24 protein-coding genes and 1 rRNA gene are annotated in these 26,802 nt (G+C 53.2%); 19 read left to right on the top strand and 6 right to left on the bottom strand.

The window, feature by feature from the left end; all coding sequences use genetic code 11:
• Positions 1 to 12: 12 nt before the first annotated feature.
• Positions 13 to 348, bottom strand: a complete 336-nt coding sequence (locus ACQE3Y_RS00125; protein WP_085070567.1) for a DUF2002 family protein — start codon at positions 346 to 348, stop codon at positions 13 to 15.
• Between the two features lie 164 nt (positions 349 to 512).
• On the opposite strand from ACQE3Y_RS00125, the gene ACQE3Y_RS00120 reads away from it, so the two are divergent.
• The 12 genes from ACQE3Y_RS00120 (at position 513) to emrB (ending at position 13,920) form a co-directional block, all read left to right on the top strand.
• Entirely contained in the window at positions 513 to 827 is a 315-nt protein-coding gene (locus ACQE3Y_RS00120; RefSeq protein WP_085070566.1) for a DUF883 family protein, read from the top strand.
• A 252-nt stretch (positions 828 to 1,079) separates the two neighbouring features.
• Positions 1,080 to 1,322, top strand: a complete 243-nt coding sequence (gene nrdH, locus ACQE3Y_RS00115; protein ID WP_426971527.1) for a glutaredoxin-like protein NrdH — start codon at positions 1,080 to 1,082, stop codon at positions 1,320 to 1,322.
• A 4-nt stretch (positions 1,323 to 1,326) separates the two neighbouring features.
• Positions 1,327 to 1,731: a class Ib ribonucleoside-diphosphate reductase assembly flavoprotein NrdI gene (gene nrdI / locus ACQE3Y_RS00110; protein WP_426971525.1), complete on the top strand. Its 405-nt coding sequence runs from the start codon at positions 1,327 to 1,329 to the stop codon at positions 1,729 to 1,731.
• The gene (gene nrdE, locus ACQE3Y_RS00105; protein ID WP_426980614.1) at positions 1,704 to 3,839 is read left to right on the top strand and encodes a class 1b ribonucleoside-diphosphate reductase subunit alpha; all 2,136 of its coding nucleotides are present in this window, start codon (positions 1,704 to 1,706) and stop codon (positions 3,837 to 3,839) included. Before nrdI ends, nrdE begins: the two co-directional genes overlap by 28 nt.
• Positions 3,840 to 3,860: 21 nt before the next feature.
• A complete protein-coding gene (gene nrdF, locus ACQE3Y_RS00100; protein WP_426971522.1) occupies positions 3,861 to 4,823 on the top strand; it encodes a class 1b ribonucleoside-diphosphate reductase subunit beta in 963 nt (320 codons plus the stop codon).
• A 382-nt stretch (positions 4,824 to 5,205) separates the two neighbouring features.
• Positions 5,206 to 6,402: a glycine betaine/L-proline ABC transporter ATP-binding protein ProV gene (proV, locus tag ACQE3Y_RS00095; protein ID WP_426980613.1), complete on the top strand. Its 1,197-nt coding sequence runs from the start codon at positions 5,206 to 5,208 to the stop codon at positions 6,400 to 6,402.
• On the top strand, positions 6,399 to 7,571 hold the full coding sequence (proW, locus tag ACQE3Y_RS00090; RefSeq protein WP_426980611.1) for a glycine betaine/L-proline ABC transporter permease ProW: 1,173 nt from the start codon (positions 6,399 to 6,401) through the stop codon (positions 7,569 to 7,571). The genes proV and proW overlap by 4 nt, the downstream gene beginning before the upstream one ends.
• A gap of 64 nt (positions 7,572 to 7,635) precedes the next feature.
• Positions 7,636 to 8,631, top strand: a complete 996-nt coding sequence (gene proX / locus ACQE3Y_RS00085) for a glycine betaine/L-proline ABC transporter substrate-binding protein ProX (protein ID WP_426971520.1) — start codon at positions 7,636 to 7,638, stop codon at positions 8,629 to 8,631.
• A gap of 252 nt (positions 8,632 to 8,883) precedes the next feature.
• The gene (locus tag ACQE3Y_RS00080) at positions 8,884 to 10,068 is read left to right on the top strand and encodes an MFS transporter (RefSeq protein ID WP_426980610.1); all 1,185 of its coding nucleotides are present in this window, start codon (positions 8,884 to 8,886) and stop codon (positions 10,066 to 10,068) included.
• 439 nt (positions 10,069 to 10,507) lie between these two features.
• Positions 10,508 to 11,041 (top strand): transcriptional repressor MprA, encoded by a 534-nt coding sequence (gene mprA / locus ACQE3Y_RS00075; RefSeq protein ID WP_426980609.1) that lies wholly within the window; start codon positions 10,508 to 10,510, stop codon positions 11,039 to 11,041.
• A gap of 153 nt (positions 11,042 to 11,194) precedes the next feature.
• Complete coding sequence (gene emrA / locus ACQE3Y_RS00070; RefSeq protein WP_426980607.1) at positions 11,195 to 12,370, top strand: multidrug efflux MFS transporter periplasmic adaptor subunit EmrA; 1,176 nt, start codon at positions 11,195 to 11,197, stop codon at positions 12,368 to 12,370.
• A 14-nt stretch (positions 12,371 to 12,384) separates the two neighbouring features.
• Positions 12,385 to 13,920: a multidrug efflux MFS transporter permease subunit EmrB gene (gene emrB, locus ACQE3Y_RS00065; RefSeq protein WP_426971515.1), complete on the top strand. Its 1,536-nt coding sequence runs from the start codon at positions 12,385 to 12,387 to the stop codon at positions 13,918 to 13,920.
• Positions 13,921 to 14,080: 160 nt separating this feature from the next.
• Here emrB and ACQE3Y_RS00060 read toward each other — a convergent pair whose 3' ends face one another.
• Complete coding sequence (locus ACQE3Y_RS00060) at positions 14,081 to 14,764, bottom strand: O-methyltransferase (protein WP_426980606.1); 684 nt, start codon at positions 14,762 to 14,764, stop codon at positions 14,081 to 14,083.
• Positions 14,765 to 15,036: 272 nt separating this feature from the next.
• Here ACQE3Y_RS00060 and ACQE3Y_RS00055 point away from each other — a divergent pair, with 272 nt between their 5' ends.
• Entirely contained in the window at positions 15,037 to 15,366 is a 330-nt protein-coding gene (locus ACQE3Y_RS00055; RefSeq protein WP_426980605.1) for a hypothetical protein, read from the top strand.
• 335 nt (positions 15,367 to 15,701) lie between these two features.
• Here ACQE3Y_RS00055 and ACQE3Y_RS00050 read toward each other — a convergent pair whose 3' ends face one another.
• Positions 15,702 to 16,655 carry an MBL fold metallo-hydrolase gene (locus ACQE3Y_RS00050; RefSeq protein ID WP_426971512.1) on the bottom strand — a complete coding sequence of 318 codons (954 nt, stop codon included), beginning with the start codon at positions 16,653 to 16,655 and terminating at the stop codon, positions 15,702 to 15,704.
• An 80-nt stretch (positions 16,656 to 16,735) separates the two neighbouring features.
• Here ACQE3Y_RS00050 and ACQE3Y_RS00045 point away from each other — a divergent pair, with 80 nt between their 5' ends.
• Positions 16,736 to 17,674, top strand: a complete 939-nt coding sequence (locus tag ACQE3Y_RS00045) for a LysR family transcriptional regulator (RefSeq protein WP_426980604.1) — start codon at positions 16,736 to 16,738, stop codon at positions 17,672 to 17,674.
• Between the two features lie 270 nt (positions 17,675 to 17,944).
• On the opposite strand, the gene ACQE3Y_RS00040 is transcribed toward ACQE3Y_RS00045, so the two are convergent.
• Complete coding sequence (locus ACQE3Y_RS00040) at positions 17,945 to 19,018, bottom strand: tRNA/rRNA methyltransferase (RefSeq protein ID WP_250650707.1); 1,074 nt, start codon at positions 19,016 to 19,018, stop codon at positions 17,945 to 17,947.
• A 202-nt stretch (positions 19,019 to 19,220) separates the two neighbouring features.
• Between ACQE3Y_RS00040 and trxC the strand changes: the two genes are divergently transcribed.
• The 5 genes from trxC to ACQE3Y_RS00015 all read left to right on the top strand — a co-directional run bounded on the left by trxC (position 19,221) and on the right by ACQE3Y_RS00015 (position 24,953).
• Positions 19,221 to 19,640 carry a thioredoxin TrxC gene (gene trxC, locus ACQE3Y_RS00035; RefSeq protein WP_250650708.1) on the top strand — a complete coding sequence of 140 codons (420 nt, stop codon included), beginning with the start codon at positions 19,221 to 19,223 and terminating at the stop codon, positions 19,638 to 19,640.
• Positions 19,641 to 19,720: 80 nt separating this feature from the next.
• A complete protein-coding gene (locus tag ACQE3Y_RS00030) occupies positions 19,721 to 20,422 on the top strand; it encodes a tRNA-uridine aminocarboxypropyltransferase (protein WP_426980603.1) in 702 nt (233 codons plus the stop codon).
• Between the two features lie 32 nt (positions 20,423 to 20,454).
• Positions 20,455 to 23,118, top strand: a complete 2,664-nt coding sequence (locus ACQE3Y_RS00025; protein WP_426980602.1) for a bifunctional acetate--CoA ligase family protein/GNAT family N-acetyltransferase — start codon at positions 20,455 to 20,457, stop codon at positions 23,116 to 23,118.
• A gap of 105 nt (positions 23,119 to 23,223) precedes the next feature.
• Positions 23,224 to 24,579: a CDP-diacylglycerol--serine O-phosphatidyltransferase gene (pssA, locus tag ACQE3Y_RS00020; protein WP_426980601.1), complete on the top strand. Its 1,356-nt coding sequence runs from the start codon at positions 23,224 to 23,226 to the stop codon at positions 24,577 to 24,579.
• 53 nt (positions 24,580 to 24,632) lie between these two features.
• Complete coding sequence (locus ACQE3Y_RS00015; protein ID WP_426980600.1) at positions 24,633 to 24,953, top strand: YfiM family lipoprotein; 321 nt, start codon at positions 24,633 to 24,635, stop codon at positions 24,951 to 24,953.
• 1 nt (position 24,954) lies between these two features.
• Here the strand turns inward: ACQE3Y_RS00015 and ACQE3Y_RS00010 are convergent, their stop codons facing one another.
• Entirely contained in the window at positions 24,955 to 26,259 is a 1,305-nt protein-coding gene (locus tag ACQE3Y_RS00010; RefSeq protein ID WP_426980599.1) for an MFS family transporter, read from the bottom strand.
• Positions 26,260 to 26,524: 265 nt separating this feature from the next.
• A 5S ribosomal RNA gene (gene rrf / locus ACQE3Y_RS00005) occupies positions 26,525 to 26,640 on the bottom strand.
• Positions 26,641 to 26,802: the final 162 nt, after the last annotated feature.

The raw sequence follows: 26,802 nt of genomic DNA, 5'->3' as shown, positions 1-26,802 counted from the left end.
GTGGGAAAGACGTTAATCGAACATACTCTGTAAATAGCGTTCCAGCGCGGCGCGCGAGCTAAAACCGTGCGGAATGCCGTAGTGATCCTGAGTATCACCCACAAGGTACATCGGGAAGCGCGTGTAGTGATCGCAGGTCTTGATATCTGACGCCGGGTCCGCATAATTCAGGCTTTTTTCTTTCAGCGTCGGATGAATGACCAGTGCGGTTCGCCCCAGGCGCGCTTCGCGGTTGACGTAAACATAGTTTTCGCCACGGCGGTAGCCATAGGTTTTCGGCGTCACGGTATCCATTTCAAAGCCAGCTTTTTCCAGAACGCGTGCCACCTCATCTGGTCGTAAATACATGCTTGATCCTCTCAATCTTATAAAGCTTCGCAACCTTACATCAGCGCAGCAGCCAGGGACATTCAGAATTATCCAGAAAGTCCGCTGCCGGAGACCTTTAGCGCTGCGCTTACAGGGAATGGTCTACACTAAGTATTACGTTATTCAGCAAAGGGAGAGGAAAAATGTCTAAACAAACGGTAAAAAATGACGAATTAGACGTGCATCAGGACGTTTCTGTACTGGCGGATGCGCTGGACGATTTACTCAAATCCTACGGCAGCAAAACCAAAGAGGATATTGAGGAGGCGCGTAGCAAAGCAGAAGCGCTGCTGAAAGAGACCCGCGCTAAAATTCATGGGCGTAGCCGCGTACGTCAGGCTGCGCGCGACGCAGGCCAGCAGGTTGATACCTGGATTCATGATAAGCCCTGGCACGGCGCAGGCGTTGGTGCTGCTATCGGTATCTTTATCGGCGCGCTGCTGGCTTCTCGTCGCTAATCACCCCGCTCTGCATTCTCTCCCCGCCACGTGCGGGGATTTTTTTGTCTGAAAATTTTTTCCAGCGCTGGCGCGCCCTGCGCCATGATTTGCCGTTAGGCCTGAAATCTCCATGGTTGAAAATCCAAAACGCTACATCTAGTATTCAAATCATCAAGACCACACAACACCTTGTAATTACCACGTGGCAGGCGTGTCGTGTGGCGCATAATGTAGCACAGGGTTTCAGGACGCCTAAAGGAAATACGAATCATGCTCATTACTATTTACACTAAAAACAACTGTATGCAGTGCACCGCCACCAAAAACATGATGGATAAACTGGGATTGACCTGGCAGTTGATTAATCTGGACGACGAGCCTGACGCTATCGAGAACCTGAAGGCGTTGGGCTACCGTCAGCTACCGGTTGTGATGGTCGATGGTGAACACTGGAGCGGTTTCCGCCCCGATAAGTTGATGCGTCTGGCGCAGCCGCAGCGGGCGCTGGGGTGATCGCATGCTGGTCTACTTCTCCAGCCAGTCGGAAAACACCCACCGGTTCGTTACCCGGCTCGGCCTGCCGTCGCGCCGCATTCCGTTAGATAAAGCGCAACGCCTGCAGGTAGATCGGCCTTTTATTCTGGTGGTACCCAGCTACGGCGGTGGTAGCGTGCGCGGCGCGGTACCCGCTCAGGTTATTCAGTTTCTTAATGATGCAGCCAATCGTCGGCTGTTGCGCGGCGTGATTGCCGCAGGCAACCGCAACTTCGGCGCAGGCTTTTGCCTGGCCGGCGACATCATTGCGCAAAAATGTCAGGTTCCCTACCTTTACCGCTTCGAGCTAATGGGAACCCCTGACGATATCGCCAACGTTAAAGCGGGAGTGACCCAATTTTGGCAACAACAGACAGCCCACAGCTAGCGCCCGATTATCATGCGCTGAACGCCATGCTCAATCTTTATGATGAGCAGGGGAATATCCAGTTTGATAAAGATCGTGAGGCGGCGCGCCAGTTCTGGCTGCAGCAGGTGATCCCCAACAGCGTGTCTTTCGACTCGCTCACGGCGCGGCTGCAGTATCTGGTAGCGGAAGGCTACTACGAAGCGGACGTGTTGAACGCTTATCCCTTTGAATTTGTCTGCCAGCTGTTTGAGCGGGCGGCGGGTTGGGGTTTTCGCTTTGACACCTTTTTAGGCGCCTGGAAATTTTTTACCAGCTATGCGCTCAAGACGTTCGACGGCAAACGCTACCTCGAAGATTTTCCCGACCGCGTCTGTATGGTGGCGCTGACGCTGGCGCAGGGCGACAGCAAATTAGCCACGGCGCTGATGGAAGAGATGCTTTCCGGCCGCTTCCAGCCGGCAACGCCAACGTTTCTTAACTGCGGCAAGCAGCAGCGCGGCGAGCTGGTCTCCTGCTTTTTATTGCGTATCGAAGACAATATGGAGTCGATTGGTCGCGCGGTAAATTCCGCGCTGCAGCTGTCAAAACGCGGCGGCGGTGTGGCCTTCCTGCTCTCTAACCTGCGTGAAGCGGGCGCACCGATTAAGCGTATTGAAAATCAGTCTTCCGGCGTGATCCCGGTAATGAAAATGCTGGAAGACGCCTTTTCCTACGCCAATCAGCTTGGGGCGCGCCAGGGTGCAGGCGCAGTTTATCTGCACGCCCATCATCCCGATATTTTGCGCTTTCTTGATACCAAACGGGAAAATGCGGATGAGAAAATCCGTATCAAAACGTTGTCGCTCGGCGTGGTGATCCCGGATGTTACTTTCCGTCTGGCGAAAGAGAATCAGCCCATGGCCCTTTTCTCGCCGTATGACGTAGAGCGCCTGTATGGCCAGGCGTTTGCCGACATCAGCGTCAGCGAAAAATATGATGAGATGCTGGTGGACGAGCGTATCCGTAAAACCTTTATCGATGCGCGCGAGTTCTTCCAGACGCTGGCGGAGATCCAGTTCGAATCGGGTTATCCCTATCTGATGTTCGAGGATACGGTTAACCGCGCCAACCCGGTGCAGGGCCGCATCAATATGAGCAATCTCTGCTCGGAGATCCTGCAGGTGAATAGCCCTTCCAGCTACCATGACGATCTCAGCTATCGCCATATCGGGAAGGATATCTCCTGTAATCTCGGCTCGTTAAATATTGCCCACACGATGGATTCCGGCAATCTGGCGCGTACCGTTGAGATCGCGGTGCGCGGCCTGAGCGCCGTATCCGATATGAGCCATATTCACTCGGTGCCTTCAATAGAGCATGGCAACGCGCAATCACATGCCATTGGCCTTGGACAGATGAACCTGCACGGTTATCTGGCGCGGGAAGGGATCGCTTACGGTTCGCCGGAGGCGCTGGATTTTACCAACCTCTATTTTTACTGCATCACTTACCATGCGCTGCGCACGTCAAACCAGCTGGCGCGAGAGAGAAAGCAGCGCTTTGCCGGTTTTGAACAGTCGCGCTACGCCAGCGGCGACTATTTTACCCGCTACATTGAGCAGGCCTGGCTACCACGTACCGGGCGCATTGCCCAACTGTTTGCCGGGGCAGGCATCGCCCTGCCGACCCAGGCGGACTGGATAGCATTGCGGGAAGCGGTGATGCGCGACGGCCTCTACAACCAAAATCTGCAGGCGATTCCGCCAACCGGATCGATCTCTTATATCAATCACGCCACGTCGAGCATTCATCCTATCGTCTCGCGCATCGAAATCCGTAAGGAGGGCAAGACCGGACGCGTTTACTATCCGGCTCCCTTCCTGACCAATGAGAATTTCGCGCAATGGCAGGATGCGTATGAGATTGGCCCGGAGGCGATTATCGATACCTATGCGGAAGCGACCCGCCATGTCGATCAGGGGCTGTCGCTGACGCTATTCTTCCGCGATAACGTCACCACGCGCGATATTAACCGCGCTCAGATCTACGCATGGAAGAAAGGGATCAAAACCCTTTATTACATTCGCCTGCGGCAGATGGCGCTGGAAGGCACTGAGGTGCAGGGTTGCGTTTCCTGCTCGCTATAAACTGAATTGATGGATCGAGTTATGCAAAACCTTAAGCGCATCCAGGCGATAAACTGGAACCGCATCGACGATGAGAAAGATTTGGAGGTCTGGAACCGCCTGACCACTAATTTCTGGCTGCCGGAGAAGGTGCCGCTTTCTAACGACTTACCGGCATGGAATAGCCTGAGCAAAACAGAGCAGCAGTTAACTATCCGCGTTTTTACCGGCCTGACGCTACTGGACACCTTGCAAAACAGCGTCGGCGCGCCTGCGCTGATGGTTGATGCGCTAACGCCGCACGAAGAGGCGGTGATGTCCAATATCAGCTTTATGGAAGCGGTACATGCGCGCTCTTACAGCTCGATTTTCTCTACGCTTTGTCCGGTTAACGAAGTGGATGCTGCCTATAGCTGGAGCGAAAGCTGCGGCCCGTTGCAGAATAAAGCCGATCTGATCCACCAGCACTACTGCGCCGACGATCCGCTGAAAAAGAAAATCGCCAGCGTCTTTCTTGAGTCGTTTCTTTTCTATTCCGGTTTCTGGCTGCCGATGTACTGGTCAAGCCGTGGCAAGCTTACGAATACCGCCGACCTTATCCGCCTGATTATTCGTGATGAAGCGGTGCATGGTTACTATATAGGCTATAAATATCAGAAAGCACTGGAAAAAGCCGATCCGGTGCGTCGTGATGCGCTGCAGCAGTTTGCCGTTGAGCTGCTGATGGCGCTGTATGACAACGAGATGGCGTACACCGAGGCGTTATATGGCGAAACGCCGTGGCTGGAGGAGGTCAAAGCCTTCCTGCACTATAACGCCAATAAGGCGCTAATGAATTTGGGTTATGAGGCGCTGTTCCCGGCAGAAATGACCCAGGTTAACCCGGCGATTTTAAGCGCGCTGTCACCAAATGCTGATGAGAATCACGATTTCTTTTCCGGCTCCGGCTCCTCATATGTAATGGGCAAAGCGGTGGATACCGAAGATGAAGACTGGGACTTTTAAATAACGTTTGGGCGCACCTCCGCGCCCTTTTCCTCTCTAACGCGTCAGCCATTAAAATAACGGTTATTTCTCTGCGAACTTTCGCTATAAATAATGGCTTTTTTCCATTTCTGCGCCTGTAATTTATCACCGGCATCCAGCAGAAAATAATGGCAAAACCGCGCATCCCTGCTCACTTATTTCATCTTTTTTTAGCCTGCAATTATTTCCCCGTAGCCCCTGAGCCTTCTGACCTGACGCGAGATCCGTATCTCAAAGCATGACACCCAGCGCCGCGCAAAGGGTTGCCTGAGATTCTAAGTATGTTAGGGTATAGGCCGCTTTAATTTCACCAGGACAAGTATTAGCGAAAATAATTAACCAACCAGGATATTCAAATTGCATGGCAGTTAAATTAGAAGCAAAGAATCTTTATAAAGTATTCGGCGAGAATCCCGATCGTGCTTTTAAATATATTGATAAGGGCATCAGTAAAGAAGCGTTACTGGAAAAAACCGGACTCTCTTTAGGCGTTAAGAATGCCAGTCTGGCCATTGAAGAAGGCGAGATATTTGTCATCATGGGGCTTTCCGGTTCAGGAAAATCCACTATGGTTCGCCTTCTCAATCGTCTGATAGAGCCGACACGCGGCCAGGTAATCATTGACGGAGTCGATATTGCCAAAATATCTGACAGTGAGCTGCGTGAAGTACGACGAAATAAAATCAGTATGGTATTTCAGTCATTCGCCCTGATGCCGCATATGAATGTGCTGAATAACACCGCCTTTGGTATGGAATTAGCGGGCGTTCCACAGCAGGAGCGTCAGGAAAAAGCGCTGGAAGCGCTGCGTCAGGTCGGTCTGGAAAATTATGCGCATGCCTGGCCCGATGAATTATCTGGCGGTATGCGACAGCGCGTTGGATTAGCACGCGCGCTGGCGATTAATCCTGATATTTTATTAATGGACGAGGCTTTTTCCGCGCTCGATCCCTTAATTCGTACGGAAATGCAGGATGAGCTGGTAAAACTGCAGGCGAAACATCAGCGCACCATTATTTTTATTTCCCATGATCTTGATGAAGCGATGCGCATTGGCGATCGCATTGCCATTATGCAGGGCGGTGAAGTGGTGCAGGTCGGAACGCCGGATGAAATTTTAAATAATCCCGCTAATGACTATGTGCGCACCTTTTTCCGTGGCGTTGATATTAGCCATGTGTTTAGCGCCAAAGATATTGCCCGTCGCGGCGCCAGCGCGCTGATCCGCAAATCTCCCGGCTTTGGTCCACGCTCGGCAATCAAGCTGCTGCAGGATGAAGATCGGGAATATGGCTACGTGCTGGAAAAACAAAAGTTTGTTGGCGTGGTTTCCACCGATTCGCTGAAGGCGGCGCTGGCGGCTGGAGCAGGCATTGACGCCGCGATCCTTGCTGCGCCCGCCGCTGTGCCTGGCGATATGTCCCTGAATGAGCTGCTGTCGTATGTGGCGCAGGCGCCGTGCGCCGTGCCGATTATCGGCGACGAAGATCAGTATATCGGGGTTATTTCCAAAGGCACGCTGTTACAGGCATTAGATCGCGAGGGGAGCCAGCAATGAGTCAGCCAAACAACAATCCGTGGGAAAATGCATCATCACAGCCAGCGGCAACCGATACAGCCAGCGATCCCTGGGGCGGCACGCCTGCTGATAACGGCGCAGTCCAGCCCAGCGGCGGCGCGTCTGTTGACAACGGCGCAGCCCAGCCCAGCAGCGGCGACGCCTGGGGTTCGCCTTCCGGAGCGGCTGAAGGCCACGACGCCGTTGTCAGCAACAGCGACTGGCTGAACAGCGCGCCCGCGCCGCAGGCGGAACACTTCAATATACTGGATCCTTTTCATCACACGCTGATCCCGCTTGATAGCTGGGTTACGCATGGGATCGACTGGATCGTCAGCCATTTCCGACCGCTGTTTCAGGGGATCCGCATTCCGGTAGATTATATCCTGAGCGCTTTTCAGCAACTGCTGCTGGGCATGCCTGCGCCGGTTGCAATCGTGCTGTTTGCGCTTATCGCCTGGCAGCTCTCCAGCGTCAGCATGGGCATCGCAACCCTGATTTCCCTGGTGTTGATTGGTGCTATCGGTGCCTGGTCGCAGGCGATGGTTACGCTGGCGTTGGTCTTAACCGCCCTGCTGTTCTGTATTGTTATTGGCCTGCCGCTGGGGATCTGGCTGGCGCGCAGCGAACGCGCCGGACGTATTATTCGCCCGCTGCTGGATGCCATGCAAACTACGCCCGCCTTCGTCTATCTGGTACCGATTGTGATGCTGTTTGGTATCGGCAATGTGCCGGGCGTGGTGGTGACCATTATCTTTGCCCTGCCGCCGATTGTACGTCTGACCGTTCTTGGCATTAAACAGGTACCGGCGGATCTGATCGAGGCGGCAGAGTCGTTTGGCGCGAACCCACGGCAAATGCTGTTTAAGGTTCAGCTGCCGCTGGCGATGCCAACCATCATGGCTGGCGTGAATCAGACGCTGATGCTGGCGCTGTCGATGGTGGTTATCGCTTCGATGATAGCGGTCGGCGGCCTGGGGCAGATGGTGTTACGCGGTATTGGCCGTCTTGATATGGGGCTGGCCACCGTAGGCGGCGTCGGTATTGTTATTCTCGCTATTATCCTCGATCGCCTGACGCAATCCTTTGGCCGCAACAGCCGAAGCCGTGGCAACCAACGCTGGTACGCCACCGGTCCGCTGGGTTTACTGACCCGCCTGATCAAGTAACGCGCTGACGGCGTCGCTGTACGCCGTCACGTTACTGCCTGATAACAATTAATAAGGAATCACTATGCGCAAAATAGCCCTTCTGGCCACCGCTTTGACCTCGCTGGCTACCCTGCCGACTTTCGCTGCCGATTTACCGGGTAAAGGGATCACCGTTAAACCGATCCAAAGCACTATTTCTGAAGAGAGCTTTCAAACGCTGCTGGTTAGCCGCGCGCTGGAAAAGCTGGGTTACCGCGTTGAGAAGCCGAGCGAAGTAGATTACAACGTGGGTTATACCTCGATCGCATCCGGCGACGCCACCTTTACCGCCGTCAACTGGCAACCGCTGCATGATGATATGTATCGCGCCGCTGGCGGCGATAAGGTGTTTTATCGTCAGGGAACCTACGTTACCGGTGCCGCACAGGGCTACCTGATCGATAAGAAAACCGCCGAGAAGTATCATATTACCCGCATCGATCAGCTAAAAGATGAGAAGCTGGCGCGGCTGTTTGATACCAACGGTGACGGCAAAGCGGATATGACCGGCTGTGCGCCTGGCTGGGGTTGCGAGGCGGTGATCCTGCATCAGAACCAGGCCTTTGACCTGAGCAAGACCGTTGAGCCCAATATGGGAAATTATGCTGCGATGATGGCTGATACCCTCGCCCGCTATAAGCAAGGCAAACCGATCCTTTATTATACCTGGACCCCTTACTGGATCAGCGATGTTCTGGTACCGGGACGCGACGTAGTTTGGCTGCAGGTTCCCTTCTCTTCCATGCCGGGCGCGCAGAAAGAGGTGAACACCCAATTGCCGAACGGCGCTAACTACGGTTTCCCGGTTAACACCATGCATATTGTCGCCAATAAAGCCTGGGCCGTGAAAAACCCGGCGGCGGCGCGACTGTTTGCTGAGATGAAACTGCCGATTGCCGATATCAACGCACAAAACTCGCGTATGCATCAGGGGCAGTCTTCTGAACAGGCGATTAACGCGCATGTTGATGGCTGGATTAAAGCGCATCAGGCGCAGTTCGATCGCTGGATAGACAGTGCAAAAGCTGCAGCAAAATAAGAGCACATCAGGATACCGGTGCGATCCGCTAGCGTGATTGTTTCGGCTTCCGGCACTGGCCACTAGTCAGCGGTCTGACGGGCAACAAATGTTGCCCGTTTTTTATTTATCCTTTCATTTCATCGGTTAAAGGTTACGATAACGCTGTTTAACGTAAACAAAACTGGTATGTCCTGTTAAACACAACCAACAATGAAATAGTTTTTTGGGTTACTATTAGCGACGACGATTTATCAACCATGCTTATTGCTTATGAATTCAACATCCCAGGGGCTTAGTCCAACGCTGGTGGCCCTGATGTCTATCGCCACGGGGCTGGCGGTGGCCAGTAACTATTACGCGCAGCCTCTGCTGGATACTATTGCCCGCAGCTTTAGTCTGTCGGTTAATCAGGCCGGTTTCATTATCACCACTGCTCAGCTCGGCTATGCCGCCGGTCTGTTGCTACTGGTGCCGCTTGGCGATCGACTGGAACGACGCGGACTGATTGTTGGCATGAGCCTGTTGGCGGCGGGCGGCATGGTGATTACCGCGCTCTCTGATAATCTCGGCATGATGCTGCTTGGTACTGCGCTGACCGGCCTGTTTTCGGTTGTTGCTCAGTTGCTGGTGCCACTGGCCGCCACGCTCGCCGCGCCGGAAAAGCGAGGCAAAGTGGTGGGTACCGTCATGAGCGGCCTGCTGCTAGGGATTCTGCTGGCACGTACCGTTGCCGGTGCGCTGGCACAACTGGGCGGCTGGCGCGCCGTATTCTGGGTCGCCAGCCTGCTCATGGTATTGATGGCGCTGGCGCTGTGGCGCGGGTTGCCACGCTATCGTCAAACGGTAGAGCTTAGCTATCCCCAGCTGCTTGGTTCTATTTTCCGTCTCTATGCTCAGTCACGCGTTATCCGCACGCGCGCCATTATTGGTTGTCTCTCCTTCGCCAACTTCAGCGTGCTCTGGACCTCGATGGCCTTTTTACTTGCTGCTCCGCCCTATGGCTATTCGGAAGGCGAAATCGGCCTGCTGGGCCTGGCAGGCGCGGCGGGGGCGCTGGCTGCGCGTCAGGCTGGTTCACTGGCGGATCAGGGCAAAGCGCGCCTGACCACCACGCTGGGGCTGCTGATAATGCTGGGATCATGGGGCCTGACCGCCCTGGGCGCGCATTCACTGCTGGCCCTGATTGCCGGCATTATCCTGCTGGATCTGGCGGTACAGGGCGTTCATATCACTAACCAGAGCGTCATCTATCGGCGCATGCCCGAAGCGCGCAACCGGCTCACGGCTGGCTACATGACCAGCTATTTTATCGGCGGTGCCGCCGGTTCGCTTATCTCTGCCAGCGCTTATCATTTTGCTGGCTGGTACGGTGTCTGTATCGCCGGGTTGTTATTAACTTTGCTTAATCTGTTGAGCTGGTGGCAAGGCTACCGCTACGAAGATCACAATAATTAACCATTAAAGTGTAAAGAGCCATTTTTTTCAGTGCCGGCAGGCTATAAAGCCGTAACCCACTCTGGTATGGTTAGCGGTAAATTTATTCATGTTAGTTATTTTTTCGTAAGAAATTATTCAGCCCAGGGAAAGAATATCGCTGTCAGATGGCATTAAGCCTACGCAAAACTGGCGCCTGACATGCGCTTGTTACATTAGCAACAAGCATGTTTATTCGTTAAAAGCGGTGCGTTTAAGGTTTATTTTGCCCGGCTGGTTCGACAGATTCTGTACGATCTGCTGAACCAGCCATGCTGCCCAACCTTCGGCTTATGGAGTGAGCCGAAACTTTAGATGATGACGTTGCGATCGTATGAGCCATCGCTACTGGTAAAGATGTTCATGTCTGTTTCGTCATCACCACTACTCTACCAGTTGCAACTAATGAGGTTCCTTTAAGATGGAAAGTTCGTTTACTCCCATTGAACAGATGCTGAATATTCGTGCTACACGTCATAAAGATTTTCCGCTCCAGGAAATCGTACTGACGCGTCTGTGTATGCACATGCAGAGCAAGTTGCTGGATAATCGCAACAAGATGCTGAAAGCTCAGGGGATTAACGAGACACTGTTTATGGCATTGATTACGCTGGATGCGCAGGAAACCCAGAGCATTCAGCCTTCTGAACTGAGCGCCGCGCTGGGTTCTTCCCGTACCAATGCCACGCGCATCGCCGATGAGCTGGAAAAACGCGGCTGGATTGAACGCCGTGAAAGCGATAACGATCGCCGCTGCCTGCACCTGCATCTCACAGAAAAAGGCAACGCTTTCCTGCGTCAGGTTCTTCCTCCGCAGCATCAGAGCCTGCAATATCTGTGGTCCTCACTGAGCAGCAGTGAAAAAGCGCAGCTGGAAAGCCTGACGCGTAAGTTATTGAACCGTCTTGACCAGATGGATGAAGAGGAAGTTATTTCTTCCCTCTCCCACCAATAGCAATTCCTGCGACACAATCACTCTCAGAAACCGTTATTTTGATCCCCTTTTATCCATGCCAGCGCTAACGCTGGCATTTTAGGCTCGGGTCCCTGCACACATGGAAAGGCGCACCCCGAAATACGTGTATACGTGGAAAATGTGGAGAGAAGCATGAGTGCGAATGCGGAAACGCAACAACCGCAACAGCCAGCCAATAAAAAGAAAAAGCGTAAAGGCGCGTTGATTTTTCTGGCTGTTTTGTTTGTTCTGGTTGGCGTTGCTTATTTGATTTACTGGGCCCTGGTACTGCGCCATTTTGAAGAGACCGATGATGCCTATGTGGCAGGCAATCAGGTGCAGATCATGGCTCAGGTCGCTGGCAGCGTGAACAAAATTGGCTTTGATAACACCGACTTTGTAAAGAAAGGCGATGTGCTGGTAACGCTGGATAAAACCGATGCCGAACAGGCGTTTGAAAAAGCACAGACCGCTCTGGCCACCAGCGTGCGTCAAACGCATCAGCAGATGATCAACAGTAAACAGTATCAGGCAACTATCGAGCTGCAAAAAACCGCGCTGGCGCAGGCCGAAGCGGATCTAAAACGCCGCGAGCCGCTGGGTGCCTCTAACCTGATTGGTCGCGAAGAGCTGCAACATGCGCGCGATGCGGTCGCTACCGCAAAAGCGCAACTGGATGTGGCGGTACAGCAATATAATGCAAACCAGGCCGCGATTCTGAATACCTCGCTGGAAAACCAGCCGGCGGTGAAGCAGAACGCCGCCGCGCTGCGTGATGCCTGGCTGGCCTTACAACGCACCGAAATCCGCAGCCCTATCGATGGTTATGTCTCTCGCCGCAGCGTGCAGGTTGGCGCACAAATCTCCACCTCTACACCACTGATGGCCGTTGTGCCGGCTACCGGGATTTGGGTTGATGCCAACTTCAAAGAAACGCAGCTGGCAGGCGTGCGCATTGGTCAGCCTGCTACGGTGGTCAGCGATATTTATGGCGACGACGTGGTCTATCACGGCAAAGTGGTGGGCCTGGATATGGGCACCGGCAGCGCCTTCTCGCTGCTGCCTGCGCAGAACGCCACCGGTAACTGGATTAAAGTGGTTCAGCGTTTACCGGTACGCATTGAGCTGGATACCAAAGAAGTGGCCGAGCATCCGCTGCGCATTGGCCTTTCCACGCTGGTGAAAGTGGATACCTCCAGTAAAGAAGGCAGCATGCTGGCTTCCCAGGTGCGTCAGACGCCCGCTTATCAGAGCGATGCGCTGGCGATCGATCTGGCGCCGGTGAATCAGTTAATCAGCGAGATTATTCGCGCCAATGCGGGCGAATAATCCGGGAGGCAGTTATGGCGCAAAAGCCGCTTGAAGGCGCTCCGCTGGTTCTGATGACCATCGCGCTGTCGCTGGCGACCTTTATGCAGGTGCTGGATTCCACCATCGCCAACGTTGCCATTCCAACCATCGCCGGTAACCTCGGCGCGTCGAACTCCCAGGGAACCTGGGTTATTACTTCGTTTGGCGTGGCGAATGCGATCTCCATTCCGATTACCGGCTGGCTGGCGAAACGCATCGGCGAGGTAAAACTGTTTCTCTGGTCAACCGTGGCCTTTGCCGCCGCCTCCTTTCTGTGCGGAGTGGCGGATAGCCTGACGATGCTGATCCTGTTCCGCGTGCTTCAGGGGCTGGTTGCCGGCCCGCTGATCCCACTGTCGCAGAGTTTGCTGCTAAGCAACTATCCGCCCGCTAAGCGCAGTATCGCTCTGTCATTGTGGGCAATGACAGTGGTGGTGGCGCCGATCTGCGGTCCCATCCTTGGCGGCTGGATCAGCGATAACTACCACTGGGGATGGATCTTCTTTATTAACGTGCCCATCGGCATTGTGGTCACGATCCTGACGCTGCAAACCCTGCGTCACCGTGAAACCAAAACTGAAATTAGGCCAATCGATACGGTGGGCCTGGTTTTACTGGTGGTGGGTATCGGTGCGCTGCAAATCATGCTGGATCGCGGGCGTGAGCTGGACTGGTTTAGCTCTACTGAAATTATCGTGCTTACGGTAGTGGCGGTGGTGGCGCTGGCGGTACTGTTTGTCTGGGAGATGACTGACGATCATCCTGTGGTGGATCTGACGCTGTTTAAATCGCGTAACTTCACCATTGGCTGTTTGTCGATAAGCCTGGCCTATATGCTCTATTTTGGCTCTATCGTGCTGCTGCCGCAGCTGCTGCAGGAAGTGTATGGCTATACGGCAACCTGGGCCGGGCTGGCTTCTGCGCCGGTGGGCATCTTCCCGGTGCTTCTGTCGCCGATTATCGGCCGCTTTGCCCATAAGATCGATATGCGCCGCCTGGTTGCCTTCAGCTTTATTATGTATGCCGTCTGTTTTTACTGGCGCGCCTACACTTTCGAGCCGGGAATGGATTTCGGCGCAGCTGCCTGGCCGCAGTTTATCCAGGGGCTGGCGGTAGCCTGCTTCTTTATGCCGCTGACCACCATTACGCTATCGGGACTGCCGCCGGAACGTCTGGCTGCCGCATCCAGCCTGTCGAACTTTTTGCGTACCCTGGCCGGTTCGATTGGTACGTCGATTACCACCACTATGTGGACCAATCGCGAATCGATGCATCACAGCTATCTCGCCGAGTCGGTTAATCCTTATAACCCTAATGCGCAGGAAACCTATCGCCAGCTGGAACAGCTGGGCATGACGCAGCAGCAGGCCTCTGGCTATATCGCTCAGCAGATCACTAATCAGGGGCTGATTATTTCTGCTAACGAGATATTCTGGGCCTCTGCCGGGATCTTCCTGATTCTGCTGGCGCTGATTTGGTTTGCCCGTCCGCCTTTCACCTCTGGCGGCGGTGGTGGCGGCGCGCACTGATATTCAGCCATAAAAAATGGGCTTAATGCTGGTGAGTTAAGATTAACAATGGTTCAAGGCTGCTATCTCACCTGAGATAGCAGCCTTTTTTATTGGAACGTGGAATGCGTTCGTCTGCTGCTTTGAGCGAGGAGCGAACCTGTTTTGGTCAGTTGGATAATTATCTGTCTTTAACTATCGCCATGACGAAACCATCCCATCCCTTTTCACCGACGGTCTGGATTGCTGTAGCTTCAAGGCGCTCGTCTTCTGAAATCATCTGAACAAATTCTCTCAGCCCCCGTACATTAGGATCCTCACTATCGGATTCAATCACACTACCGCCGCGTACTGAATTATCCCCGACGATAACCGTATTTTGTTGGGACAGTTTTATTGCCCATTCCAGATAGCGTGGATTATTCACTTTATCAGCATCGATAAAAATAAGGTCAAAGGGGGCTTTAAGCGTGGGTAAGACATCAAGTGCAGCACCGGTATAAAGCTCAACGCGCTCAGTTAATCCTGCATTGTTTATATTCTGGCGGGCAACCTCTGCATGATGCTTATTGAATTCAATGGTTGTTACGCTTCCATGTTGGGGTAAAGCTTTGGCCATCCAAATCGTGCTGTAACCTCCAAGGGTTCCTATTTCAAGAACGCGGACAGCGCGTGTCATTTGAATGAAGAGCGCCAGCATTTTTCCCTGTAAAGCAGACACATCGTGCGAAGGTAATCCTTGCTCTGCGTTATTAATAAGAGTGTATTTTAAATCTGCTCCTTCAGGGGCGAGCTTTTCAGCAAACCAGGTATCAACCTGTGCCCATTTATCAGAGTCCCGGGAAGGATAATCAGGGGTTCGCATACGAAATTTCTTCTCCTTTGGTGGCCTTATAAGGAGTATGGATGCTGTTTGTTACAGCCCATGGTACGTTAACTTTCATATGAGCGAAAAGCGGGCCTGGTTCTTTCTGTTCAGGGCCGTAATGCGGCCCTCGGTTGTTTGTGTGGTTTGTTACATAACGTATTAAAGTGGAGGGTAAAGCTCCACCTGCCGCGGGTCAGTTTGTCGGCAAGTTTCATATCTACTCGCCATGTGCTTTTTGTAAAATTTTAATGATGAAGGGTGAGAACGTTATGAAAGTAAGCGAGGCAGATCTATTGAAGTCGGGTTTTAGCAACGCTGATCTTCTAAAAATTAAAACCAATACCCAGAGTTATGGTGGCTCACTAGCTGAAGCCATACAAGATCTGGCTAACCGCTTCATTCTAGCCAGTAGCGTTGTATTGTGCTGTTTAGCCATTTGGGGTTTGCTTATTATTTTCGGCTCAGATGAAAGCGTATTTGCAGGCTCAATAGGTCTACTTTGTGGTATTGCGGTTGTCGTATTCATACAATCGCCTATACTCGCCTACAAATCATGGCGCTATCGCAGATTAATAACTAATTCTGAACTGAGTCAGTAACTGACATAAGGTCAAATATGACCTTAGCGTTAACATCGTAACCCACAATTTTCATTGTGAGCTTTGGATGGCTCATAGTACTTATTTTCCGGTAATAATCGGCGTGCAGGTATCGAAATAAACGCCAGTGTGTAAATCGTCTTCGCCGGCACAGGGCTGCTGTTACAGCCCTAATACATTCAGAGCTCAATTGACTCAAATATTCACGCAGGCATAACTACGGCCATTGATAATTCTCATAACAGCCGCACCGCTGCAAATTCTGACGCCGTGGTTGAGGCCCGGCTTGATACAGGTATTCAGAATGCGTAAGTATTCGAAACGGAACTGAAACGCTATTGTCCTAACTGGGTCGTATAGTTACTTTCCACCCAGCGATAACCGCTACCCTCACGTTTTACGTGACCAAGTCCCGGAAACGAAATATGTGCGGCAGCTACCCAATAACCCTGTTCCGCAGCCTGTTTGAGTATCCGTTCCCGCGTTTTAATTGCCTGCTGGCGGTTTACGTCAAAATGGATTGCAACGTGCGGATCTGACATCTGTACCGCCCTGGCGTGGATAATATCTCCCCATAACACCAGTGTCTGACCTTCACTTTCCACACGATACAGCACACTTCCTGGTGTATGACCAGCAGCGGGCTCAGCACGTATTCCGTTTACCAGTGTTGCAGGTGCCAGAAATGTTTTTAACCGGCCGGCATTGATAACCGGGCGAAGGGTTCGTTCACTTTCAGCAAAAGTGTGTGCCTCACCCGCCTCTACCTGATTGACATTAGAGGGGTTAAGCCAGAAATCTACATCTCGTTTATCCACATACACGTCAGCATTTGGAAATGCGAGCTTGCCCGAGCGTGACACGCCAGCGGAGTGATCTGCGTGAATATGAGTAAGCAAGACGGCATCTATTGATTCAGATGGATAACCTGCTGCTGCAAGGTTTGCCAACAGATGCCCTCCCCTGTTTCCGAACAGCTCTCCTGCACCTGTATCCACTAAAATGCGCTTTTTGCCATCGTCTATTACATAGGCATTAATCGACGTCTCTGCTTGCGGCGTCATTGCATCTCTGGCCATCGCCTGACGTAATTTTTCTGGTGAAATGTTAGTCAGCAATGTATTCAACGGTATCGTCACCGTGCCGTCAGATACGGCGGTAATGCGCAGTTTTCCCAGTTTCATACGATAGTAACCGGGAGCCTGTTCATTCAGTGCACTGGTCTGTTCGGCAGCCAGGAGTTGGCTGGAAAAGATAAGTGTCGCGATCAGCGTCAGTATAATTTTCATTAAAGTCCCCACTAAAATGTCATTTGAAGGTGATCGGCAGTATCCTCAGCAAACCACTATCATTCAAATTGATTAATATAATGTTCACTATCAGAGAAAATGATTTTCATCGTATCGATCTAAATTTGCTGACGGTGCTGTTCGTACTGCAGCGGGAAGGCAGCGTGTCACGTACAGCTGAAAAACTGCATCTCGGGCAGCCAGCGGTCAGTAATGCGCTGGCCAGATTGCGTGAAATGTTTGACGATCCTCTGTTTGTTCGCACCGCAGGAGGGATGATCCCCACGCCGCGTGCCGAAGCGCTTATTGCTGCACTCGGACCATTAATGGAACAGATGCAGCATATTCTGTTTCAACCCCCCTCATTTACGCCTGCGAATGCAACCCATGTTTTTCGTCTTGGTATGAGCGACTGGGTTGAGCGTTGGCTGATGCCAGAATTGCAGGCATGTGTAATACGTGAGGCGCCGGGAATAATTCTGCAGGTGAAGGCCAGCGATCCTTTCCGTGACAGTGAGCACGTTCTCCAAAGGGAGATAGATCTGGCTATTTCGGTTGGTCAGAGCGCTGCCGCCACGTTAAGGCGTGAAAATATCCGTTCACTCAATTTTTGTACGCTCTGGCACCCTGCACAGCTTTCGCTGGAAGCGCCGCTGACAGTGGGAAATTATGTAGAACATGATCACGTACTGGTTTCGTATCGCGGATCAACGTGGAGCGCTGTGGATGAGCAATTAGCATTGCAGGGAAAATCACGCAGGGTTCGTTACGTTACGCCGCACTTTTCCTCTTTACCCCCTCTTTTGAAACGCATACCCGCGTTGGCGACCGTGCCCTCTGGGCTGGCTGCCGATTGGGTTTCTCATTACGGATTACGTTGTAGCCCCGTTCCGGTAGAGACGCCGGAGATTACGCTCTCGCTGCTGTGGCATAAATGTTCCGATAACGATATGCCGCTGAAGTGGCTGCGGACTGTATTAGAGCGAGTAATAAAAGCGCTACCTTTCGGGCCTGAGTGACGGCACAGGCAACGGTTTTAAGCATCACGGCGCCAGGCCTGGCAAGAAAGCGGTTGATGATTCAGGGTTAAAGCCGCTTAGAGAAACGGGAAGATTACGAAACGGAGCGTACCAGTGAACAACGTCTATCCTGAAAAAATGTATAAAAAAATCCGGAAACAGAAATGTCTCCGGATTCATATACAGCCACGGGATCGTTCAACCGATCCTTAACTGCCTGGCATTACGGGCCTAATGTCCGTTTTTTTTGATTACCTGCCCGCGTGCGGCTTAGTGGTTCTGACGCCACCACTCCGCCAGCAGAATGCCGGTCGCAACCGACACGTTCAGGCTTTCTACTTTGCCGGTACCGTCAATCGACACGCTCAGATCACCCTGCTGCAGCGCAGACTCAGTCAGGCCATCGCTCTCCTGCCCCAGCACCAGCACCATTTTCGCCGGCAGTTTTGCCTGCGTTAACGGCGTGCTGCCTTTGTGGCTGGAGGTGGTGACAATGGTGTAACCCGCATTGCGGAATGCTTCCAGACCCGCAACAAAGCTCTTCGCGCTCAATGCCTGTACATGCTCGGCGCCGCCTTCAGCGGTACGTACCGCCGCGCCCGACTCCAGCACTGCCGCATCATCCACCAGCAAACCCTTCACGCCAAAATGCGCGCTGCTGCGCATAATGCCGCCGATATTGTGCGGGTTGCCGACATTTTCCAGCGCCAGAACGCAATCCTGCTCACGATCCGTTGCCAGCCAGTCGCTGACCGGTGTGCCAACGCGTTTTTTAATCAGGAAGCAGACGCCACCATGATGCTCAGTCCCGGAGGCTTTCTCCAGTTCGGCTTCATCCACTACATGATAGGCTTTGCGGTTAGCTGCCAGCCAACGCAGCGCCTCGCGGAAACGCGGCGTAACGCTCTGAACGAACCAGGCACGCACGATGCATTCCGGACGGCTCAGAAACAGCGCCTGACAGGCGTTTTCACCGTAGACGCGAGTCTCTTCCAGACGCTGACGACGCAGCTGACCCGGATCGATAAAACTTTTGCCGCTGATGCCGCCATGATCGGGTTTAGCCTCTTCATTCGGCGCGCGAGAAACGGTGCGCCACGGCGACTCGCCACGCGGCAGCTCATCACGATCGCGCTCGCGGTCGCCACGGAACTTACCGTCGCGTCCGCCGCGTGCCGGGCTTTCAGACTGACGCGATGGACGACGGCTTCCTTCCTGACGGTCAGCGCCGGGCCTACTGCCTTTGCCCGTACGGGGATTTTGTCCGCGTTTATCATTGTTATCATCACCGCGAACATACATCACTTTGACTTTGCCGCTTTTACCTTTGAATTCGTCGTTCATCTGTTCCTCCACCTGCTGAGCGCGAAGCGCGAAGATTACCTGAAGCACAGGTTGTATGCCATCAACTTCCGCTAAAAGTCGCCAACTATTATATTCATTGACTATTCCATGTTGTTGCCCGATAGCAGCCGACTGATAATTAAGCTTACGCATAAAATTAGCAGTTTAATGCGTTGTTAACGATTAAACCCTGAGGTGATAAATGAATACGGTATGTGCATCCTGTCAGGCAACGAACCGCGTTCCGGAAGAGCGCATTGCCGATGGAGCCAGGTGTGGTCGCTGCGGTAACGAGCTGTTTGATGGTGAAGTCATCAATGCCACCGCCAACACGCTGGATAAATATCTGCAGGACGACCTGCCGGTAGTGGTTGATTTCTGGGCGCCGTGGTGCGGTCCCTGCGTTAACTTCGCCCCCATTTATGAAGATGTGGCCAGCGAACGCAGCGGTAAGGTGCGCTTTTTAAAAGTAAATACCGAAGCTGAGCCCGCGCTCAGCGCTCGTTTCCGCATTCGCAGCATTCCTACCATTATGCTGTTCAAGCAGGGCGAACTGGCCGACATGCTGAACGGCGCGATGCCGAAAGCGCCATTTAATGAGTGGCTGGACGAAGCGCTGTAATAATAGCGGCTGGCCCTGTCAGCCGCGCTACGCTTCCTGCCCACTTCCCGCTACAATGGCGTTTTTGCCAGTTCAATGTAATGACCCATAACGCCGTTTTACGCCTGCGCGCCGAGCGCCTGGCGCGCGCTACCCGTCCTTTTCTCGCTCGTGGCAATCGTGTTCAACGCTGCCAGGGCTGCCTGTTGCCGCAAAAGCTCTGTCTGTGCAGTGAAATTGTCGTGCAGTCCGCACGCAGCCGTTTCTGCCTGGTCATGTTTGATACCGAGCCCATGAAGCCAAGCAATACTGGCCGTCTGATTGCCGATATTCTTCCTGATACACAGGCTTTCGGCTGGTCACGCATTGAACCTGATCCGGCATTGCTGGCTGCTGTAGCAAATAGTGACTATCAGCCGATGGTGGTGTTTCCCGAATCCTATGCCGATAGCGATCGCCTGGTGTTAAATAGTCCGCCGTTAAGCGGCAAGCCGCCGCTGTTTATTATGCTGGACGGCACCTGGACCGAGGCGCGGAAAATGTTTCGCAAAAGCCCCTGGCTGGATGCCTTGCCGGTGATGTCGTTACGCCTGACTACGCCTTCCGGCTATACGCTGCGTGAGGCCCACGGTGCGGGACAACACTGTACCGCCGAGGTGGCAGCTGAACTGCTGCGCCAGGCAGGCGATGAAGCTGCCGCTCAGGCGCTCAGCGCCCACTTTACGCTGTTTCGCCAGCGCTATCTGGCAGGAAAACCTCATCATCCGGTTCATCTCACGGCAGATGAAACAGAAAGCGTTTAGACTCAGCTTAACTATCGCCTGAGGGACAGGAAATGAGTCAACGTGGACTGGAAGCGCTGTTACGCCCTAAATCTATTGCCGTTATTGGCGCCTCAATAAAGCCCGGGCGGGCAGGTTATCTGATGATGCGTAACCTGCTGGCCGGCGGTTTTAGCGGCCCGGTTCTGCCCGTTACGCCGAAATATAAGGCAGTATCGGGTGTGCTCGCCTGGCCAGATGTTGCCAGTTTGCCCTTTGCGCCTGAGCTGGCGGTGATCTGTACCAATGCCAGCCGTAATCTTGCCCTGCTACAGCAGCTGGGTGAAAAAGGCTGCAAAGCCTGTATTATTCTTTCCGCCCCGGAAAGCCAGCAGCCGGAACTGAAAGCCTGCGCCAGCCGCTGGCAAATTCGTCTGCTTGGCCCCAACAGTCTTGGCCTGCTTGCCCCGTGGCAGGGACTGAATGCCAGTTTCTCCCCGGTTCCCATCTTAAAAGGCAAGCTGGCCTTTGTTTCCCAGTCGGCGGCCGTTTCCAATACCATTCTTGACTGGGCGCAGCAGCGTCAGCTCGGCTTCTCCTGGTTTATCGCCCTGGGGGATAGCCTGGATACTGATATTGACGATCTGCTCGACTTCCTGGCGCGTGACGGCAAAACCAGCGCAATTCTGCTTTATCTGGAGCATCTCAGCGATGCGCGCCGGTTTGTTTCCGCCGCCCGTAGCGCCTCGCGCAATAAACCCATTCTGGTGATTAAAAGTGGTCGTAGCCCGCAGGCGCAGGCGTTACTGAAAACGCATGCCGGGCTGGATGCCGCCTGGGACGCGGCTATTCAGCGAGCGGGTCTGCTACGGGTGCAGGATACGCATGAGCTGTTCTCAGCGGTGGAAACCTTAAGTCATATGCGTCCGCTACGCGGCGAGCGGTTAATGATCGTGAGCAATGGTGCGGCACCCGCTGCGCTGGCGTTGGATGCGTTACAGCTGCGTAGCGGCAAACTGGCCCAGCTTGATAACGCGACGCAGGCAACGCTACGCGCTCAGCTTCCTGTGGAAATCGTCCCGGATAATCCGCTCGATTTGAAAGATGATGCCACGCCGGAACGCTATCTGCAGGCGGTTGCCGCCCTGCTTGACTGTCATGAGCTGGATGCGCTGATGATTATTCATGCTCCCAGCGCTGTCGCGCCCGCTACCGAAACCGCACTTCGGCTGATAGAGCTGATTAAACAGCACCCGCGCGGCAAAAGCCTGACACTATTGACCAACTGGTGCGGCGAATACTCTTCACTGGAAGCGCGTCGGGCGTTCAGCGATGCGGCAATCCCCACCTATCGTACGCCCGAGGGTACGGTAACCGCCTTTATGCATATGGTGGAGTACCGTCGTAACCAAAAACAACTGCGTGAAACTCCTGCCCTGCCGATCACGCTGAAACAGGATACCGCTTACGCTCACCAGCTGATTCAGCAGGCGTTAGACGAAGGGGCCACGCAGCTGGATACCCATGAGGTGCAGGCTATTATGCAGGCTTATGGCCTGACTACGCTGCCGACCTGGATCGCTGGCGACAGCGCTGAAGCCGTGCATATTGCCGGTCAAATCGGTTATCCCGTCGCGCTGAAGCTGCGGTCGCCGGATATCCCCCATAAATCTGATGTTCAGGGCGTTATGCTTTATCTGCGCACTCCAGGTGAGGTTCAGCAGGCGGCCAATGCCATTATCGATCGGGTGAAGCTGGCCTGGCCGCAGGCAAGGATCCATGGGTTGCTGGTACAGAGCATGGCAAATCGCGCCGGAGCTCAGGAGCTGCGGATCGTGGTTGAACAGGATCCGCTGTTCGGCCCGGTGATTATGCTGGGCGAAGGGGGCGTAGAGTGGCAGGCGGATCGGCACGCTTCTGTGGCGCTGCCGCCGCTTAATATGACCCTGGCGCGCTATCTGGTTATTCAGGCGATTAAGAAGGGTAAGATTCGCGGTCGCAGCGCACTGCGACCGCTGGATATCGCGGCGTTAAGCCAGGTACTGGTACAGGTTTCTAACCTGATCGTAGATTGCCCGGAGATCCAGCGGCTTGATATACATCCTCTCCTGGCCGCTGGTGATGAGTTTACCCTGCTGGATGTCACCCTGACGCTGGCCAGATTTAATGGCGTCAATGAATCGCGGCTCGCTATTCGCCCTTATCCGCATACCCTGGAGGAGTGGATCACCATGAAAAACGGTGAACGTTGTCTGCTCCGCCCCATCCTGCCGGAAGATGAGCCGTTATTGCAGCGCTTTATTGCTCAGGTAACCAAAGAAGATCTCTACTATCGCTACTTTAGCGAGATCAATGAGTTTACCCATGAGGATTTAGCCAATATGACGCAAATCGACTACGATCGAGAAATGGCTTTTGTTGCCGTGCGTGAACAGCAGGGCGAGAAGGCAATTATCGGCGTGACCCGGGCCATTTCTGATGCGGACAATATTGATGCGGAGTTTTCTATCCTGGTACGCTCGGATTTAAAAGGTCTGGGGCTTGGCAGACGCCTGCTGGAAAAAATGCTGGCTTATACCCGTAGTCATGGCCTGTTGCAGTTAAATGGTATTACCATGCCCAATAACCAGGGCATGATTACCCTGGCGAAAAAGCTGGGATTCAGCGTAGATGTGCAGCTGGAGGATGGTATCGTTAGTCTGCATCTGCCTCTTACTCACGCTGGCGAGCAACATTAACTTGTGAAGATCGCCCTTTGCGCCGTGTTAATGTTAATATTGTCGGTTAGAACCATGATGTTATGGCAGAAGACCACTCAATGAATAGAGAAGAAGCGCACTGTGATGTTGTCCAAATTTAAGCGCAATAAACACCAACAACACCTTGCACAGCTGCCCAAACTGTCTCAGTCAGTTGCTGATGTAACCACGCTTTACTCGCCATCCGAGTTCCGCGCTACGCTGCTGGAAAAAATCGCCAGTGCAACAAAACGCATCTGCATTGTCGCGCTCTATCTGGAAAATGATGATGCCGGACGCGCCGTTCTGTCCGCGCTTTACGCTGCCAGACGCGCGCGCCCGGAACTGGATATCAGTGTCCTGGTTGACTGGCATCGGGCACAGCGTGGCCGTATCGGTGATGCTAAAGGCGTGACGAACGCCGACTGGTATTGCGATATGGCCAGCCAGCATCCGGATATTGCTATTCCGGTATACGGGATCCCGGTTAATACCCGGGAAGCGTTGGGCGTGCTGCATCTGAAAGGCTTTATCATTGACGATACGCTGCTCTACAGCGGTGCCAGTATCAATGACGTCTATCTGCACCAACATGACAAATATCGCTACGATCGCTATCAGCTGATTCGTAATCCGCAATTAGCCAATACTATGTTTGAATGGATCGATCGCAACCTGAAAAGTGCTGTCGCGGTCCATCGGCTCGATCGTCATGAGCGGCCCAAAAGCCCGGAAATCAAAAATGAAACCCGCCAGTTCCGCCAGGATCTGCGCGGTTTTGATTACATTTTTACCCCGAATGCCGGTAACGAAGAGCTGGCGGTAACGCCGCTGGTTGGGCTGGGAAAGCGTAGCCTGCTGAATAAAACCATCTATCATTTGATGCCCTGTACGGAACATAAGCTGACGCTCTGTACGCCTTATTTCAATCTGCCGGCGATTCTGGTGCGCAATATTATCTGGCTGTTGCGTCAGGGGAAAGAAGTGGAAATTATCGTTGGCGATAAAACGGCAAATGATTTTTATATTCCCGAAGATCAACCGTTTAAAATTATCGGCGCGCTGCCCTATTTGTATGAGATTAATCTGCGACGTTTCCTGAGCAGGCTGCAATACTACGTGAGTAATGGTCAGCTGACCGTGCGCCTGTGGAAAGATGGTGAAAACAGCTATCACCTCAAGGGAATGTGGGTGGACGAGGAGTGGATGCTGATTACCGGCAACAACCTTAACCCGCGCGCCTGGCGCCTGGATCTGGAAAATGCGGTGTTGATCCATGATCCTCTACAGCAGCTGGCGGAGCAGCGCGAGCGTGAGCTGTCGCTAATTCGCCAGCATACCAGCGTGGTCAAACATTTTCGCGATCTCGACAGTATTGCCGACTATCCGGTAAAGGTACGCAAGCTAATCAGACGGCTGCGCCGAATCAGAATTGACCGACTGATAAGCCGTATTCTGTAAACCACAGGATGTGATATCCCGCCTTAATGTCTCTTTCTGATTCAGGAGCGGCAATGAGAATAGCAATGATCTTAATATGCTTATGCTGTACGGGATGTAGCCACATGGCGCAGGATCGCTGGACCGGTCAGGATAAAGTCCAGCATTTTATTGGTTCTGCGCTTCTCTCTGCCGCTGGCAACGAATATGGGCAGCAGCAAAACTGGTCGCAGCATCACAGCAACAGTTTCGGATTGATGTTTGCCTTTGGTCTTGGCGCAGCCAAAGAATTTTATGACAGCCGCCCGGAAGGAAGCGGCTGGAGCTGGAAGGACATGAGCTGGGATATTGCCGGCGCAGCGGCCGGCTTTGCGCTGTGGAATACGGGTCAGTAATTTAGAGTTTCATGCCCTGCCCTTTACGGTGTAGCATCAGCGATACCAGCAACGCCAGCGCGCCCATCACCGAAACATACCAAAAAAACCAGGTCTCGTTTCCCGCAGCCTTGAGCGACAGCGCGACATATTCCGCCGAGCCGCCAAAAATAGCATTCGCCACCGCATATGAAAGACCAACGCCCAGCGCGCGTACTTCCGGTGGAAACATCTCGGCTTTAACTATGCCACTGATAGAGGTATAAAAGCTGGTAATCAGAAGCGCTAGCATAACCAATATAAATATCAGCCAGCTGCTTTTGCTATTCTGAAGCAGCGTCAGGATCGGCACCGTGCACAGCGTCGCACCGGCACCAAACATCAACATGGAGTTACGACGCCCGATTCGGTCGGATAACGCGCCCATCAGCGGCTGAATAAGCATAAAAATAAACAGCGCCAGGGTCATCAATGCACTGGCGCTTTTGGCATCCATACCGGCGGTATTGACCAAATATTTTTGCATATAGGTGGTGAAGGTGTAGAAACTCAGGGAGCCGCCAGCGGTAAAACCCAGCACCATTAAAAAAGCGCGCCGATGTTTCCATAAACCTCGTAGCCGACCGGCATCCTGATGCTGTCGTGTTTTATCGCTGGTTGTTTCGTTTAGCGAACGCCGCAGAAAGAGCGCAACGATCGCCAGCACCGCCCCCAGCGCAAAAGGAATACGCCATCCCCAGCTACGCAGCGCTTCCGGTTCCAGCACATGCTGTAATACCACCACGGTAAGCAGTGCCAGCAGTTGGCCACCGATCAGGGTAACATACTGAAAGGATGCGTAATAACCTTTGCGCCCTTCTATCGCGACCTCGCTCATATAGGTCGCGCTGGTGCCATATTCTCCGCCTACCGATAATCCCTGAAACAGACGTGCCAGCAGCAGCAGTATCGGCGCCCAGACTCCTAAGGTGGCGTAGCCAGGTAAACAGGCGATAACCAGGGAGCCGAAACACATCATGCAGACAGAGATCAGCATGGAGGTTTTACGTCCATGACGATCGCCAATCCAGCCAAAAAGCCATCCACCAATCGGACGCATTAAAAAACCCGCAGCGAAAACGCCGGCAGTTTGTACCAGTTGCGTGGTAGGGTTTCCCGTTGGGAAAAAAATATGCGCGAAATAGAGGGAGCAAAAAGAGTAAACGTAGAAATCAAACCATTCGACAAGATTGCCTGACGATGCACCGATGATTGCGCGAATACGGGCTTTGTGGGATCCCGCTGCCAGCTCTTCGGTTTGCTTACTGGTGGTTATAACATCAGCCATATTGTGCCTCACTGTAGTTCCTTGCTGCCTAAAAGGCTAAAAAAACAGTAAAGCATTAAAGGGCGATGTTAATAAAATGTTTTGTTTTCAAGGATCGGTTTTGTGAAGTAGCAGATATTATTGCTTCCCGGCAGGCTGAAATAGTAAAGGAAACGGATAGTTTTCGGAACTATAGTGATGAAAAGCAGCGTAAAGTCGCAGAGTGGCGGTAAACTGCAGACACGAAAAAGCCTCAGCTTTCGCTGAGGCTCCGTCGTTATCTGATGCCTGGCAGTTCCCTACTCTCGCATGGGGAGGCCCCACACTACCATCGGCGCTGCGGCGTTTCACTTCTGAGTTCGGCATGGGGTCAGGTGGGACCATCGCGCTCTCGCCGCCAGGCAAATTCTGTTTCCGCACGCCGCCCGCAGGGGCCACGCACGCATATCCGTCAACAACACTGAAAATTCTCAATTCCCCAAAACGCTTCCGGCGTTGTAAGGTTAAGCCTCACGGGTCATTAGTACCGGTTAGCTCAACGCATCGCTGCGCTTACACACCCGG

The organism is Pantoea sp. FN0305 (assembly GCF_050113845.1).
Taxonomy (GTDB): Bacteria; Pseudomonadota; Gammaproteobacteria; order Enterobacterales; family Enterobacteriaceae; genus Mixta; species Mixta alhagi.
The sequence above is the reverse complement of the archived record's forward strand: the minus strand, read 5'-3'. Positions and strand labels throughout refer to the sequence as shown.